The following is a 13,346-nucleotide window of genomic DNA, read 5'->3' on the forward strand; positions in this document are numbered from 1 at the left end:
CGATTCCCTCGACGACCGCTTCGCCTCGGCGGCGGGCACGGTGGGGCAGGGCCCGGAGCCCTCACCCAGCGGTGCCCCGCCTCCGGGCGGAGAGGCGCCGACGGTGCCCGGTCAGCGCACCGCGACCTCACCGGACACCCCGCCCCGTCCCGCCTCCGGCTCCACCGGGCCGACGGGAAGCCGGGGCCCGTCCGGGCACGACGAGCGTCCCCGGACGGAACGGGAGCCCCGTTTTCCCGAGCCGGGCGAGCGCCCCGCATCGGGCGAGCGCCCCGCACCGGACGACCGGCGCGAGGCGGGCCTCCGGCCTGCCGCGGGTGACGGGCGTGAACCGGGTGATGGGTCTGTCGCGGGTGATGGGTCTGTCTCGGGTGATTGGCGCGGGTCGGGTGATGGGCCTGTCTCGGGTGATCGGTCTGTCTCGGGTGATTGGCGCGGGTCGGGTGATGGGCCTGTCGCGGGTGATCGGTCTGTCTCGGGTGATTGGCGCGGGTCGGGTGATGGGCCTGTCGCGGGTGATCGGTCTGCCACGGGTGATAGGCGTGAACCGGGTGACCGGCCCGTCACGGGTGATAGGCGTGAACCGGGTGACCGGCCCGTCACGGGTGATCGGCGTGAGCCGGGTGACCGGTCTGCCACGGGCGGGCGGTCCACCGCGGGCGGACAGCCGCCCCATTCCGGTGACGGCGACCGGGCGGTTCCCCACAACAGGGCCACCGAGGCCGCCCGCACCGACCCGCACGAGGCGTCCGCCTCCGGCGACCGCTCGGCCCTCTATGCCGAGGGGCGGGCCGCGTGGGGCGCGTCGGCCGGTGATGCGACGGCGACGGGGCCCGCGGTCTTTCCGCCCGGGCCCAAGCCGCCGGGCTTTCGCGCGGAGGCGTCACCGGGCGGTGGCCCCGCACGCCCGGACGTGCCGGAGGCCCCCGTTCCCGCAGCGCTCCAGCCGCAGGACGTCACCTTTGTCACCCGCTCCGAACCGGCCGACATCGCTTACGTCGGTTCCGGGCCACCCACGTACGACGCGGAGCCCACCGCGTTGCCCGCCGCCGACCCGGAGGACCTGCGGGACCTGGTCGCGGACACCGTGCTCGACGGGGCGCGCTACGGGGCGTGCACGCTGCGGGCCGCCTCCGTGCGCGGCGACTCCGCCCGGTTCCGGGGCGAGCCGCGCCGTGACTCGCTGCTGACGGCCCGGTTCGGCTCGGGCGAGGCGGCACTGGTGCTCGTCGCCATGGCGACCGGCGCCCGCGCCACACCGGGGGCGCACCGGGCGGCGGCCGAGGCGTGCGAGTGGATCGGGCAGGCCGTCGGACGCAGCCACGCCCGGCTCGCCGAGGACATCCGGGCCGCCCGGCGCGGCGAACTGAAGTCGGGGCTGCACCGGCTCACCGACCGCAGCCTCGGCAAACTCCGGGCCAGCGCCGCCGCACAGGGCATCGAGCCCGAGGAGTACACGGCCGGCCTGCGCTGTCTGCTGCTTCCGGCCGACCCACAGTGCCGTACGCGCGTCTTCTTCGGCGTCGGCGTCGGAGGCCTGTTCCGGCTGCGGGACGGTGAGTGGCAGGACATCGAACCCCGGGTCGCCGCGACCACCGGCGCACCGGTCGTCGGCTTCGGCTCGCAGCCCCACGAGACCCCCGAGGGGGACCGCCTGACCATGGACCTCGGCATCGCGACGCCCCCGAGTCCGTACGAGCCGGCCCCAGCACCGCCCCAGGAGCCCTTCCGCTTCCGCGCCTCCGTGGCCCGCCCCGGGGACACACTGCTGCTGTGCACGGCGGGCCTCGCCGACCCCCTGCGCGACGAACCCCGGCTGGCGGAACACCTGACGGATCGCTGGGCGACCGGGGAGCCCCCGGGGCTCGCCGCATTCCTCGCCGACACCCAGGTGCGGGTGAAGGGATACGCCGACGACCGCACGGCAGCGGCCGTCTGGGAGGCGTGACCGGGCGGTGCCGGTGGCCACATCCCGTGGCCACGAGCGGCTGGTCGGATACGGCCGGATCGGCAGGCGGGCGTGGACGGTGGGGACCGCGGCGCGCGGTCGGGTTTCGCGCCCCGCGCGCGGGTATGGGGTGTCCGTTTCGTTGCCCTGCGTGATGGTTTCGCGCTGGTGGTGAGGGGGGCCGGCTCCTTCACCAGCGTGGCTTGACTGTGTGCGTTTGAACGCCTACCGGCGGTGCTTGACGATTCAGCATGACTGTCGCCTTCCGGACGGGGGCATGGATCCCCGTGAGGGTGTTCGAGCAGGAGGGGAATCGTCATCGGCGTGCGGGCGGGGGTCATGAAGAGGCAGGCGCGAGGCGGCGGTCCCGTGGCGATCGGGGCCACCTCGGCGAAGACGGTGGAGGAAGCGACCGACAGTGCTACGGAGCAGGCGGGGGCGGGGGAGCTCAGGCGCAGGCTCGGACGGGCCGACCTGCGGGCCGTGCCCGAGACCCGGAGGGCGCTCAGGGAGTTCCTGCGGCACTGGGGGCGCCCCGGGAGATCGGAGATAGCCGAGCTGCTGACCAGCGAGCTCGTCACCAACGCACTCATCCACACCGACCGTGACGCGGTCCTGACGGCGACTGTCTCGCCGCAGGAACTCCGCGTGGAAGTAAGGGACTTCGTGGGCGGCAGGCCCCGGTTGCGGGCGGTGGCCCCAGACGACGGTACGCACGGCAGGGGCCTTGTCCTCGTGCAGTCCCTCGCGGACTCGTGGGGTGTGCAGGCCCACGGGGTCGGCAAGGCGGTGTGGTTCGAACTGGGCGCAGAGGCCGCCTGATCGCCCGAACGCCGGACGCCCCGGGCGGACTGGGACGGGCCCGGACGGACGCGGGACGGACACGGGAACGGGGCGGGGGCGCGGCTCGTGCGCCGCGCCCCCGCCCCGTTCGGCTCGTGAAGGCGATGCGGGCCTGCACGAGCGGGAGTGTGTTCTAGCCGAACTGCTGCTCCAGGTCCTTGAGCTTGCGCTCCAGGGAGTCGAGCCGGGGCAGCGCCATTGTGTCGTCCTCCGCGGTGAGGTCGACGGTGATCTGCTTGTCAGAGCTCCCGCGAACGGGCTGCAGGGAAGGGCGCGTACGGACGGGCAGGGGTTCCGCCGCGGATATGGCAGGCTCCGCGGTGGCCTGGGCGGGGGCGCGTTCCACGGTGGTCACGTCCACCTGCCGGCCGCCGCCGCGGCCGGGCAGACCGCGGTGGCCGCGGCTGATCGCCTTCAGGTGGGCGCGCTCCAGGCGCTCCTGCTCGCGCTTGCGCGTCCGCGTCTCCTCCTTGATGCGCTTGTCCTCGCGCACCTCCTCCACGGCCTCGTCCAGGCTGCGGACGCCTTCGAGGAGCATCAGCGACCAGGCCTTGTAGGTCTCGCGGGGGGCGCGGAGCCAGCGGACCACGCGGATCTGCGGGAGCGGGCGCGGGACCAGGCCCTGCTCGCGCAGCGCGGCACGGCGGGTCTGCTTGAGCGCGCGGTCGAACAGCACGGCGGCCGAGAGGGACATGCCCGCGAAGAACTGCGGGGCACCGTCGTGGCCGAGGCCCCTGGGCGCGTGCACCCAGTTGAACCAGGCCGCCGCGCCCGCGAACGTCCAGACGAGTATCCGGGAGCCGAGTGCCGCGTCACCGTGGCTGGCCTCGCGGACCGCGAGCACGGAACAGAACATGGCGGCGCCGTCCAGGCCGAACGGAACCAGGTACTGCCAGCCGCCGGTGAGGCCCAGGTTCTGCTCACCGAAGCCGACCAGGCCACGGAAGGAGAGCGCGGCCGCGACCGCGGCACAGCAGAAGAGGAGGACGTAGGAGGCCGTGCCGTAGAGGGCCTCCTTGCGGCGGCGGCGCTCCTCGCTGCGCTCCCAGGAGTCCTCGGTCTTCGCGTGCTCCCCGGACCGCTTGCCGCGCGCGAGCACCGCCACCGCCGCCAGCATGCCCAGGAGCAGTACGGCGCCCGGAAGCAGCCAGTTCAGCGATATGTCGGTCAATCTCATCAGGGGTCCCTTGCATTGGGATAGGGCGTAACGCCCGCCATATTGGCCCAATCCCCACTGCCCTCAGGGGGTTTCGGGGCAAGAGACCGCCAAGGAAGTGCAAGAAGATGCGCAAGGCGGCATTCTGCTCGAACTACCGCGCGAGGGACGGGAGTTGAGTGCGAGCAACACTACCCGTACGGGTGGTTCCTCGGAAAGTTCCCGTGACGAGTGAGGAAGTTGTGAATCTCCTGTAACCCGCGCACGGTCCGCACCGCGAGTGGATCTTACGGCAGGAGTCGCGCCCTGTTGCGCCTGGCGGGTTGCGGATCGGTTACGGATGCGCTGAGGGGCGCCCCTGGGGAGGGGGTGTCAACTGGTGGCTGCGGCCGTCAGCTTGGCGACGCGCTCCGCGTCGCAGACGCGCGGGCAGCTGGGGCAGGTGTCCTCGGGGCGCAGTGTGTAGAACATGCAGCAGCTCACCCGGTCCCGGGTGGGCAGTGACTGGCCGTCGGGGCCCGTCAGTTCGCGGAAGGCCGCGGAGCCCACGTACGGCTTCGTCGTACCGGGCAGCAGCAGCTCCAGCTCGCGCTGGGCGCGCTCCTCCTCGCCGAGCAACTGGGCGACGTACCAGACTCCTTCGACGACCTCGTCGGTCGCCATGCCCCACAGGGCGCGCCCGCGGCGCCGCATCCGCGGGCCGAAGCCGGCGAGGACCGGTTCGATGTGCTCGGCGACCGCCGCCCGCAGCTCGGCCCGCAGGGCCTCCTCGTCCGGTACGACCCGCGCGCCGGGCAGGCCGCCCGCCGGGTCGCCCGGAAGGCACGCGAACGTACCGACGCGGACGGCCAGGCGGCCCTCGGTCCGCTGGAAGGCGACGTGCTCCACGGGGAGGCGCGGCACCCGGCGCGCCAGGAACCACGGCACCGTGAACAGCAGGCAGGCCGACCAGGCGTACCGGTGCAGACCGAAGCTCGCGATGACGTCCGGGCGCCCCTTCTGGCCGTAGTCGCGCAGCACCTGCTCGTCGTCCCAGGCGAGGAACGCGTCGAGGTCGGCCCCGCCCTCCGCGAGCCGCGCGGCACGGACCCAGCCGTCACCCCGCGGTGTCGCGTCCGTGGGAGAGAGTTCCGTCACGCTCAGATAGGGATACACGTCGGTGAGCCGGGTGTACGCGTCCTCGACCGGCGACGTGGCCGGTGCAGGGAGCGGCATGGGGGACCCCCGTTTCGCGGTCGTCGAGCCGGGCGGTGATCGACAGGTAAGGCTTACCTTACCCGAAGCGGTCGATATTTGAACTGACGCTCGGTGCGCTTATGGTGCTTTACGACCGGTAACAACCCCGGCGGCGCATGTGAGCACCTCGCGCACCAACGACCCCTGAGGAGAACCCGTGGAGCAGGCCGGACCGCGCCCGCGCGACCCGCGGGGCTCCACCGGGGCCGCCTCCGGAGCCGGGGCCGGGTTCCCCGAGGCGCGCGGCCGGGCCGCCCGGGTGCCGCAGCAGCCCGGGGTGGCTGACGTCAACCGGGAACGGGGAATCGCCCCGGGCGCGCCTCGCCGCGGGGGAGGTGACGCGGTACGAAGTGACGCGGTACGAGGTGACGCGGTACGGGGTGAGCACACCCACAGTGAGGCGCCGATCCCGCGTCCGGTCGTGCAGCGGGCCTCCGTCCGCGGGCAGATCCTCGACGCCCTGCGCGCCGCGCTCGTCGCGGGGGACCTCACGCCCGGCGAGGTGTACTCGGCGCCCGCGCTCGGCGAGCGCTTCGGGGTGTCCGCCACTCCCGTACGCGAGGCCATGCAGCAACTCGCCCTGGAGGGCGCCGTCGAGGTCGTGCCCAACCGCGGCTTCCGCGTCGTCGAGCGCGGCGCCCGGGAGCTCGCCGAACTCGCCGAGATCCGGGCGCTGATCGAGATGCCGGTCGTGCTGCGGCTGGCGCGCACGCTGCCGGCCGAGCGCTGGGACGAGCTCAGGCCCCTCGCGGAGGAGACGGCGCGGGCGGCGGCGTCCGGCTGCCCCGCGGCGTACGGCGAGGCGGACCGGGCGTTTCACCGCGCGGTGCTCGGGCTTGCCGGCAACGAGCAGCTCGTGCGGGTCGCGGACGACCTGCATCGGCGGTCCCAGTGGCCGTTGGGGGGTGAGCCGGTGCGGTGCCGTAGCGGGATGATGGCGGACGCGGCGGTGCATCTCGCGTTGCTCGACGCGCTGGTGGGGCGGGACTTGGGGGCGGTGGAGGGGTTGTTGCGGGAGCACTTCTCCGGCGCGTAGGCGCTCTGCGGGGCCCGCCGTCGGGGTTCGGTCGATTTCCGGGTGCGGGTTGTGTGTGGTTGCTCGCGCAGTTCCCCGCGCCCCTTGTCGGGGCGTGTCGTGGGGCTTTCGGATCGATTCCGGGTGCGGGGTGGTTGTGGCTTGTCGCGCAGTTCCCCGCGCCCCTTGCCGGGGTGCGCCCTCAGGTGTTCAGTTGCCGCTCATGCCGTTGCCGCCGGTGGGGCCAGTTGCCTGGCCAGCCATGTCGGGACGCCGCCCAGGAGGCGGAAGAGGCGGGTGGCCTCTGCTCGGAGGCGGGTGGCTTCCGGGTCTGTTTCCGTGTCTGCCAGGGACGCCAGCGCCGGGGCCGTGCCGACGAGGTAGCCCAGCTCCTCGCGGATGCGGAGGGACTCGGTGAAGCCGTGGCGGGCCTCGGCCAGTTCGCCCTCACGGAGGGCGAGCCCGGCGAGGTGGCGCCAGGTGAACGAGAGCAGCAGCAGGTCGCCGTGGGCGGTGGCGCCCGCGTGGGCGCGGCGGTAGGCGGCGCGCGCGGCCTGCGGGGAGCCGGTCAGGTTCTCGGCGAGCAGGCCGCGGCGGAAGTCCAGCAGGGCCCGGGCCGGTGCGCCCGGAGGGATGAGGGCCGCCGCCCGGCCCAGGGCCGCGCGTGCCTCGTCCGCGCGGTCCCGCACGTGGAGCAGCGTGGCCGCGTACGCCAGTTGCCCGCGCTCACAGGCCGCCGCGCCCCGCTCGTCGTCGCTCTGGGCCTGCGCCTCGGCCGTGCGCAGGGCGTCCTCGGCGTCCTCCCAGCCCTTCTCGGTGTAGAGACAGCGTTCGACGAGGAGCGAGGCCCGCTGGAGCGACGCCGCCGGCGTGACCGGCTGGAGCAGGGCGGCCGCGTCGGCCCAGCAGGCGCGCGAGCGCAACCGCCATACCGCGGTCTGGAGCGGATCGTCACCTGCGGTCGTTCCCGTACCAGACATGGCGGGATGCGCCACGTTGCCCTCCCCTAGCGCGCCTTCGAGCTGTTGAGTGGTGGCCGCATCTCAGCACGGATCTCCGTACCCGGCCAAGGGGTCGGGTGAAGGATTTCACAAAGTCATGGGGTGAGACGGGGCGCACGGAAGGCACCGCGTGCCTCCCCCCGCGCGACTCCGTGACCTCAGCTCATGCGCAACGCCAGGAAGAAATCCAGTTTGTCCTCGAGACGCGAGAGGTCCCGGCTCGTCAACTGCTCGATTCGGCCCACCCGGTACCGCAGCGTGTTGACGTGCAGGTGCAACCGGGTGGCGCAGCGCGTCCAGGAGCCGTCGCAGTCGAGGAACGCCTCCAGGGTGGGGACCAGTTCGGCGCGGTGGCGGCGGTCGTAGTCGCGCAGGGGGTCGAGGAGGCGGGCCGTGAACGCCCGGCGCACGTCGTCCGGGACGAACGGGAGCAGGAGCACGTGCGAGGCCAGCTCCTGGTGGCCGGCCGCGCACACCCGGCCGGGTCGCGCGGCCGCCACCCTGCGTGCGTGCCGCGCCTCCTCCAGGGCCCCGCGCAGCCCCTCGGCCGAGTGGACCGCCGCGCTGACACCGAGCGTGAGCCGCCCGTCGTCGTGCAGACCGGCCGTCAGCGGGTCCCGCACGGACCGCAGGAGGGTGTCGGCGAGAATGCCCGACTCGGAGCCGTCGTGCTCGGAGGAGACCGCCGGGAGCGGGACGAGGGCGACCGCCTCGTCACCGGTGTGGGCCACGGCGATGCGGTCGGAGTGCTCGGCTCCCGCCGCCTGGGAGTGCAACTTGCCCGGAGACCCCGGAGGGCCCGAGAAACCCGGTGACCCCGGTGACCCCGGTGTCCCCGGAGTCCCCGGAGAAGGATCGACGAGGATCTCCTCCAGCAGCGCCTGAGCCACCGGCCCGCCCTCGATCTCTCCGTCGTCCCACTCCACCCGGGCCACCACCACCTGCCAGTGCGGGGCGGCGCCCAGGCTGGGGAGCAGCACCGGGGCCGCCACCCGCAGCCGGGCCGCGATCTCGGCCGGCGCGGCACCCGCCTGCACCAGCTCCAGGACCTCCTGGGCGAGCCGCCGCCGCACCGTACGGGCCGCCTCCCGCCGGTCCCGCTCGACCGCGATCAGCTGGGTCACCCCGTACAGCAGGTCGAGCCGCTCCTCGGCCCAGTCCCCGGCGTCCGCCTCGACCGCGAGCAGCCACTCGGAGAGCACGCTCTCGCGCACGTCGCGGGCGGCTGCCGTGGTCCGGCCGGTGCTGCGGACCGGGAAGAGCGAGTACGTCGTCGTGCCCACGGTCACCCGGTGCGGTCCGCGCCGGCCCGTGCGCGTGGCCGCCAGGTGCTCGGCGGCCAGGGCGGCGCGTACGTCGGCGGTCAGGGCGGTGCCGCCGGCCTTCGGGCCCGCGACGAGCCGTCCGGCGGGGGAGAGCACCCAGGCGCGCAGGTCCAGGTCGGAGCCGAGCAGGTCCAGGACCACGTCCGGGCCGCCGCCCGCCGGTCCCGACGTCATCATCCGGCGGTGCCGGTCGACCACGGCCGCCAGGTCACCGGCCCGCTCACCCGAGACCTGCCGGACGACGTGCTCGGTGATCGTGGCGAAGGCCACCGACTCGTTGACGGCGAGCAGGGGCAGCCGGTGCCGGGCGCAGGCCACGATCAGGTCCTCGGGCACGTCTCCCAGCTCGGCCTCACCGGCGGCGAGCGCGGTGACCCCGGCGCCCACCAGGATCCGTACGAAGGGCTCGGAGTCCGCGGCGTCCCGGCGCCAGGCGAGCCCGGTGAGCACCAGCTCACCACCCGAGAGGTAGCGGCTGGGGTCGCGCAGGTCCGTGGTCATCACCCCGCGCACCGTGCGGTCCAGCTCGTCCTCGCCGCCTAGCAGCCGCAGGCCCAGCGCGTCGGTGTCCAGCAGTGCGCGCAGCCGCATGTGTCCTCGCCGCCGTTCTTGTCGGGTCGTCGTGTCCGGGTGTCCGGAAAACTACGTTCGGTCGGTGTCCTGGGGATTTCGTGGCCGTGCTCACTGTTTCCAACGGGAGACGGAGGGGTTACCGATGCCCTCCGTTCATACGAATCTACAAGATGAGTGTCCTGGCCAGCCAACTCCTTCATGTTTTCGGTGACTGACCTCGTTGGAGTACGGCGCTGTGTACTTGGCTCGACCCACGTGTACAGCTCAGATACGAGCCGGGCCGCCCGCACCCGATCTGGCTCAAACGGAACGACCCACGAGACGAAGAAGAGAGCCGGTCATGGACTTCCTTCGCCCCGCCAGCTGGGAGGAGGCGCTCGCCGCGAAGGCCGAGCACCCCACCGCTGTGCCGATCGCGGGCGGCACCGACGTGATGGTCGAGATCAACTTCGACCACCGCCGGCCCGAGTACCTCCTCGACCTGACCCGCGTCGGCGACCTCTACGAGTGGGAGGTCGGCGAGGACGGCGTCCGCCTGGGGGCGTCGGTCCCCTACACGAGGATCATGGAGAACCTACGGGCCGAACTGCCGGGCCTCGCCCTCGCCTCCCACACGGTCGCCTCCCCGCAGATCCGCAACCGCGGCGGCGTCGGCGGCAACCTCGGCACCGCCTCCCCGGCCGGCGACGCCCACCCGGCCCTCCTCGCGGCCGGTGCCGAGGTCGAGGCCGAGTCCGTACGGGGTTCGCGGCGCATCCCCATCGACGACTTCTACACCGGCGTGAAGCGCAACGCCCTCGCGCCCGACGAGCTGATCCGCGCCGTCCACATCAGGAAGGCGGACGGCCCGCAGCAGTTCTCGAAGGTGGGTACGCGCAACGCGATGGTGATCGCGGTGTGCGCCTTCGGTCTCGCGCTGCACCCTCAGACGCGCACGGTCCGCACGGGCATCGGCTCGGCGGCTCCCACGCCCGTCCGCGCCACGGCCGCCGAGGAGTTCCTGAACGCGGCGCTCGACGAGGGCGGCTTCTGGGACAACGGCCGGATCATCACCCCGTCCGTCGCCCAGCAGTTCGCCGAACTCTGCTCCGCAGCCTGCAACCCCATCGACGACGTCCGGGGCACCGCGGACTACCGCCGCCACGCGGTCGGCGTCATGGCCCGCCGGACGCTGATGTGGACTTGGGATTCGTACCGCGGCACCGCCCGCGTCTCGGAGGGAGCCGCGTAATGCGTGTCAACTTCACGGTCAACGGCCGTCCGCAGCAAGCCGACGACGTCTGGGAGGGCGAGAGCCTGCTGTACGTGCTGAGGGAGCGGCTGGGACTGCCCGGCTCCAAGAACGCCTGCGAGCAGGGCGAGTGCGGGTCGTGCACCGTACGGCTGGACGGCGTGCCGGTGTGCTCGTGCCTGGTCGCGGCCGGGCAGGCCGAGGGACGCGAGGTCGTCACGGTGGAGGGGCTGGCGGAGTTCGCCAGGCAGCGGGCCTGCGGGACCGGCGGATGCGACGCCTCCGCGGAATGCGGCCCATCGCAAGGTGGCACATCGCCGGCCGAGGCCAAGCGGTGGTCGGCGCGGGGCACGGACTCACAGACCGGCGAGGGCACCGAACTGGCTCCCGTCCAGCAGGCCTTCATCGACGCGGGCGCCGTCCAGTGCGGCTTCTGCACCCCGGGCCTGCTGGTCGCCGCCGACGAGATGCTGGAACGCAACCCCAACCCCACCGACGCGGACATCCGCGAGGCCCTCTCGGGCAACCTCTGCCGCTGCACCGGCTACGAGAAGATCATGGACGCGGTCCGCCTGGCGGCCGCCCGGCAGCAGGAGGCGGTCTGAGCCATGCCGACGAACGGCGCTCCCACGAAGATCACCCAGGGCTCGCGGAGCAGGGGCGGCATCGGCGAGTCCACGCTCCGCCCGGACGGCACCCTCAAGGTCACCGGTGAGTTCGCGTACTCGTCCGACATGTGGCACGAGGACATGCTCTGGGGCCAGCTCCTGCGCTCCCCGGTCGCCCACGCCGAGATCGTCTCCATCGACACCGGCGAGGCCCTCGCCACACCGGGCGTGCACGCCGTCCTGACGTACGACGACCTGCCGGCCGAGGTGAGGAACTACGGCCTGGAGATCCAGGACACCCCGGTTTTCGCCCACGGCAAGGTCCGCCACCACGGCGAGCCCGTCGCCGTCGTCGCCGCCGACCACCCGGAGACCGCCCGCCGTGCCGCGGCGAAGATCAAGGTGGAGTACCGGGACCTGCCGGTCATCACGGACGAGGCGTCCGCGACCGCGCCCGACGCGGTCCTCGTCCACGACGACCGCACCGACCACCACGCGGCGCACGTCCCGCACCCCAACATCGTCCACCGCCAGCCGATCGTCCGCGGGAACGTGGCGGCGGCCCGTGAGCGCGCCGACGTGATCGTCGAGGGCGAGTATGTCTTCGGCATGCAGGACCAGGCCTTCCTCGGCCCGGAGTCCGGTCTCGCGGTGCCCGCCGAGGACGGCGGCGTCGACCTGTACGTCGCCACCCAGTGGCTGCACGCGGACCTGCGTCAGATCGCGCCCGTCCTCGGCCTGCCCGAGGACAAGGTCCGTATGACGCTCGCCGGCGTGGGCGGGGCCTTCGGCGGCCGCGAGGACCTGTCGATGCAGATCCACGCCTGTCTGCTCGCCCTCCGCACGGGCAGGCCCGTCAAGATCGTTTACAACCGTTTCGAGTCCTTCTTCGGCCACGTCCACCGCCACCCGGCGAAGCTGCACTACGAGCACGGCGCGACGAAGGACGGGCGGCTCACCCACGTCAGGGCCCGCATCGTCCTCGACGGCGGCGCGTACGCCTCCTCCTCGCCGGCGGTCGTCGGAAACGCCGCCTCACTCGGCGTCGGCCCGTACGTGGTCGAGGACGTCGAGGTGGAGGCCCTCGCCCTCTACACCAACAACCCGCCCTGCGGGGCCATGCGCGGCTTCGGGGCGGTCCAGGCGTGCTTCGCGTACGAGGCGCAGATGGACAAGCTGGCCGCGAAGCTGGACATGGACCCGGTGGAGTTCCGGCGGCTGAACGCCATGTCGCAGGGGGCCGTGATGCCCACCGGCCAGATCGTCGACTCCCCGGCGCCGGTCGCCGAACTCCTGCGCCGCGTCAAGGCGATGCCGCTGCCGCCCGAGCGGCAGTGGCTCAGCGCGGGCGAGGACGCGGACGTGCGGCAGCTCCCGGGCGGCCTGTCGAACACCACGCACGGCGAGGGCGTCGTCCGCGGGATCGGCTACGCGGTGGGCATCAAGAACGTCGGCTTCTCCGAGGGCTTCGACGACTACTCGACGGCGAAGGTCCGCATGGAGGTCGTCGGCGGCGAGCCCGTCGCGACGGTGCACACGGCCATGGCGGAGGTCGGCCAGGGCGGCGTCACCGTCCACGCGCAGATCGCCCGCACGGAACTGGGCGTCGCACAGGTGACGATCCGTCCGGCGGACACACAGGTGGGCTCGGCGGGCTCGACCTCGGCCTCCCGCCAGACGTACGTCACCGGCGGCGCCGTGAAATACGCCTGCGAGCTGGTGCGCGAGAAGGTCCTCGACATGGGCCGCCGCAGGTTCGGCACCTACCACCCGGCCTGGGCGACGGCCGAACTCCTCCTGGAGGGCGGCAAAGTCGTCACCGACGGCGGTGAGGTCCTCGCCGACCTGGTGGACGTCCTCGGCGACGAGGCCGTCGAGGTCGAGCAGGAGTGGCGCCACAGGCCCACCGAACCCTTCGACCCGCGCACGGGACAGGGCTTCGGTCACGTCCAGTACTCGTTCGCGGCGCACCGGGCCGTCGTCGAGGTCGACACCGAGCTCGGCCTGGTCAAGGTCATCGAACTGGCCTGCGCCCAGGACGTCGGCAAGGCACTCAACCCGCTCTCCGTCGTGGGCCAGATCCAGGGCGGCACCACCCAGGGCCTGGGCGTGGCCGTGATGGAGGAGATCGTCGTCGACCCGAGGACGGCGAAGGTACGGAACCCCTCCTTCACCGACTACCTCATCCCCACGATCCTGGACACGCCGACCATCCCCGTCGACGTGCTGGAACTCGCCGACACGCACGCGCCGTACGGACTGCGCGGCGTGGGCGAGGCCCCGACCCTGTCGTCGACACCGGCCGTCCTCGCGGCGATCCGCGACGCGACGGGACGGGAACTGAACAGGACGCCGGTGCGGCCGGAACACCTGACGGGCCTGACAGGCCCGACGGGAACGGCGTAGGGGA

At 73.1% G+C, this 13,346-nt stretch carries 10 protein-coding genes; 6 read left to right on the forward strand and 4 right to left on the reverse strand.

Annotated elements, in window-relative coordinates; genetic code table 11:
* Positions 1–913 precede the first annotated feature (913 nt).
* Positions 914–1,948: a protein phosphatase 2C domain-containing protein gene (locus ACZ49J_RS29755; RefSeq protein ID WP_467453403.1), complete on the forward strand. Its 1,035-nt coding sequence runs from the start codon at positions 914–916 to the stop codon at positions 1,946–1,948.
* A 339-nt stretch (positions 1,949–2,287) separates the two neighbouring features.
* On the forward strand, positions 2,288–2,770 hold the full coding sequence (locus ACZ49J_RS29760) for an ATP-binding protein (RefSeq protein WP_467453402.1): 483 nt from the start codon (positions 2,288–2,290) through the stop codon (positions 2,768–2,770).
* Between the two features lie 154 nt (positions 2,771–2,924).
* Here ACZ49J_RS29760 and ACZ49J_RS29765 read toward each other — a convergent pair whose 3' ends face one another.
* Positions 2,925–3,968, reverse strand: a complete 1,044-nt coding sequence (locus ACZ49J_RS29765; protein WP_467453401.1) for a DUF2637 domain-containing protein — start codon at positions 3,966–3,968, stop codon at positions 2,925–2,927.
* Positions 3,969–4,319: 351 nt separating this feature from the next.
* Positions 4,320–5,162 (reverse strand): (2Fe-2S)-binding protein, encoded by an 843-nt coding sequence (locus ACZ49J_RS29770; RefSeq protein ID WP_467453399.1) that lies wholly within the window; start codon positions 5,160–5,162, stop codon positions 4,320–4,322.
* Between the two features lie 178 nt (positions 5,163–5,340).
* On the opposite strand from ACZ49J_RS29770, the gene ACZ49J_RS29775 reads away from it, so the two are divergent.
* Positions 5,341–6,219: a GntR family transcriptional regulator gene (locus ACZ49J_RS29775; protein ID WP_467453398.1), complete on the forward strand. Its 879-nt coding sequence runs from the start codon at positions 5,341–5,343 to the stop codon at positions 6,217–6,219.
* 200 nt (positions 6,220–6,419) lie between these two features.
* Here ACZ49J_RS29775 and ACZ49J_RS29780 read toward each other — a convergent pair whose 3' ends face one another.
* The gene (locus ACZ49J_RS29780; RefSeq protein ID WP_467453397.1) at positions 6,420–7,178 is read right to left on the reverse strand and encodes a hypothetical protein; all 759 of its coding nucleotides are present in this window, start codon (positions 7,176–7,178) and stop codon (positions 6,420–6,422) included.
* A 179-nt stretch (positions 7,179–7,357) separates the two neighbouring features.
* Positions 7,358–9,115 (reverse strand): PucR family transcriptional regulator, encoded by a 1,758-nt coding sequence (locus tag ACZ49J_RS29785; RefSeq protein WP_467453396.1) that lies wholly within the window; start codon positions 9,113–9,115, stop codon positions 7,358–7,360.
* A gap of 322 nt (positions 9,116–9,437) precedes the next feature.
* Here ACZ49J_RS29785 and ACZ49J_RS29790 point away from each other — a divergent pair, with 322 nt between their 5' ends.
* The 3 genes from ACZ49J_RS29790 to ACZ49J_RS29800 are packed head-to-tail and all read left to right on the forward strand — an operon-like array spanning position 9,438 to position 13,342.
* On the forward strand, positions 9,438–10,328 hold the full coding sequence (locus ACZ49J_RS29790) for an FAD binding domain-containing protein (RefSeq protein ID WP_467453395.1): 891 nt from the start codon (positions 9,438–9,440) through the stop codon (positions 10,326–10,328).
* The gene (locus ACZ49J_RS29795) at positions 10,328–10,933 is read left to right on the forward strand and encodes a (2Fe-2S)-binding protein (protein ID WP_467453393.1); all 606 of its coding nucleotides are present in this window, start codon (positions 10,328–10,330) and stop codon (positions 10,931–10,933) included. Before ACZ49J_RS29790 ends, ACZ49J_RS29795 begins: the two co-directional genes overlap by 1 nt.
* A gap of 3 nt (positions 10,934–10,936) precedes the next feature.
* Positions 10,937–13,342, forward strand: coding sequence for a xanthine dehydrogenase family protein molybdopterin-binding subunit (locus ACZ49J_RS29800; RefSeq protein ID WP_467453391.1), 2,406 nt, complete (start codon positions 10,937–10,939; stop codon positions 13,340–13,342).
* The last annotated feature ends 4 nt before the right edge of the window (positions 13,343–13,346 follow it).

Source organism: Streptomyces sp. NPDC030840 (assembly GCF_055572015.1).

What these genes read in the sequence shown, in the direction of transcription:
- ACZ49J_RS29780 (WP_467453397.1), bottom strand. Translation starts at nt 7,178, where the DNA reads ATGTCTGGTACGGGAACGACCGCAGGTGACGATCCGCTCCAGACCGCG.
- ACZ49J_RS29765 (WP_467453401.1), bottom strand. Translation starts at nt 3,968, where the DNA reads ATGAGATTGACCGACATATCGCTGAACTGGCTGCTTCCGGGCGCCGTA.
- ACZ49J_RS29760 (WP_467453402.1), top strand. Translation starts at nt 2,288, where the DNA reads ATGAAGAGGCAGGCGCGAGGCGGCGGTCCCGTGGCGATCGGGGCCACC.
- ACZ49J_RS29790 (WP_467453395.1), top strand. Translation starts at nt 9,438, where the DNA reads ATGGACTTCCTTCGCCCCGCCAGCTGGGAGGAGGCGCTCGCCGCGAAG.
- ACZ49J_RS29770 (WP_467453399.1), bottom strand. Translation starts at nt 5,162, where the DNA reads ATGCCGCTCCCTGCACCGGCCACGTCGCCGGTCGAGGACGCGTACACC.
- ACZ49J_RS29800 (WP_467453391.1), top strand. Translation starts at nt 10,937, where the DNA reads ATGCCGACGAACGGCGCTCCCACGAAGATCACCCAGGGCTCGCGGAGC.
- ACZ49J_RS29795 (WP_467453393.1), top strand. Translation starts at nt 10,328, where the DNA reads ATGCGTGTCAACTTCACGGTCAACGGCCGTCCGCAGCAAGCCGACGAC.
- ACZ49J_RS29785 (WP_467453396.1), bottom strand. Translation starts at nt 9,115, where the DNA reads ATGCGGCTGCGCGCACTGCTGGACACCGACGCGCTGGGCCTGCGGCTG.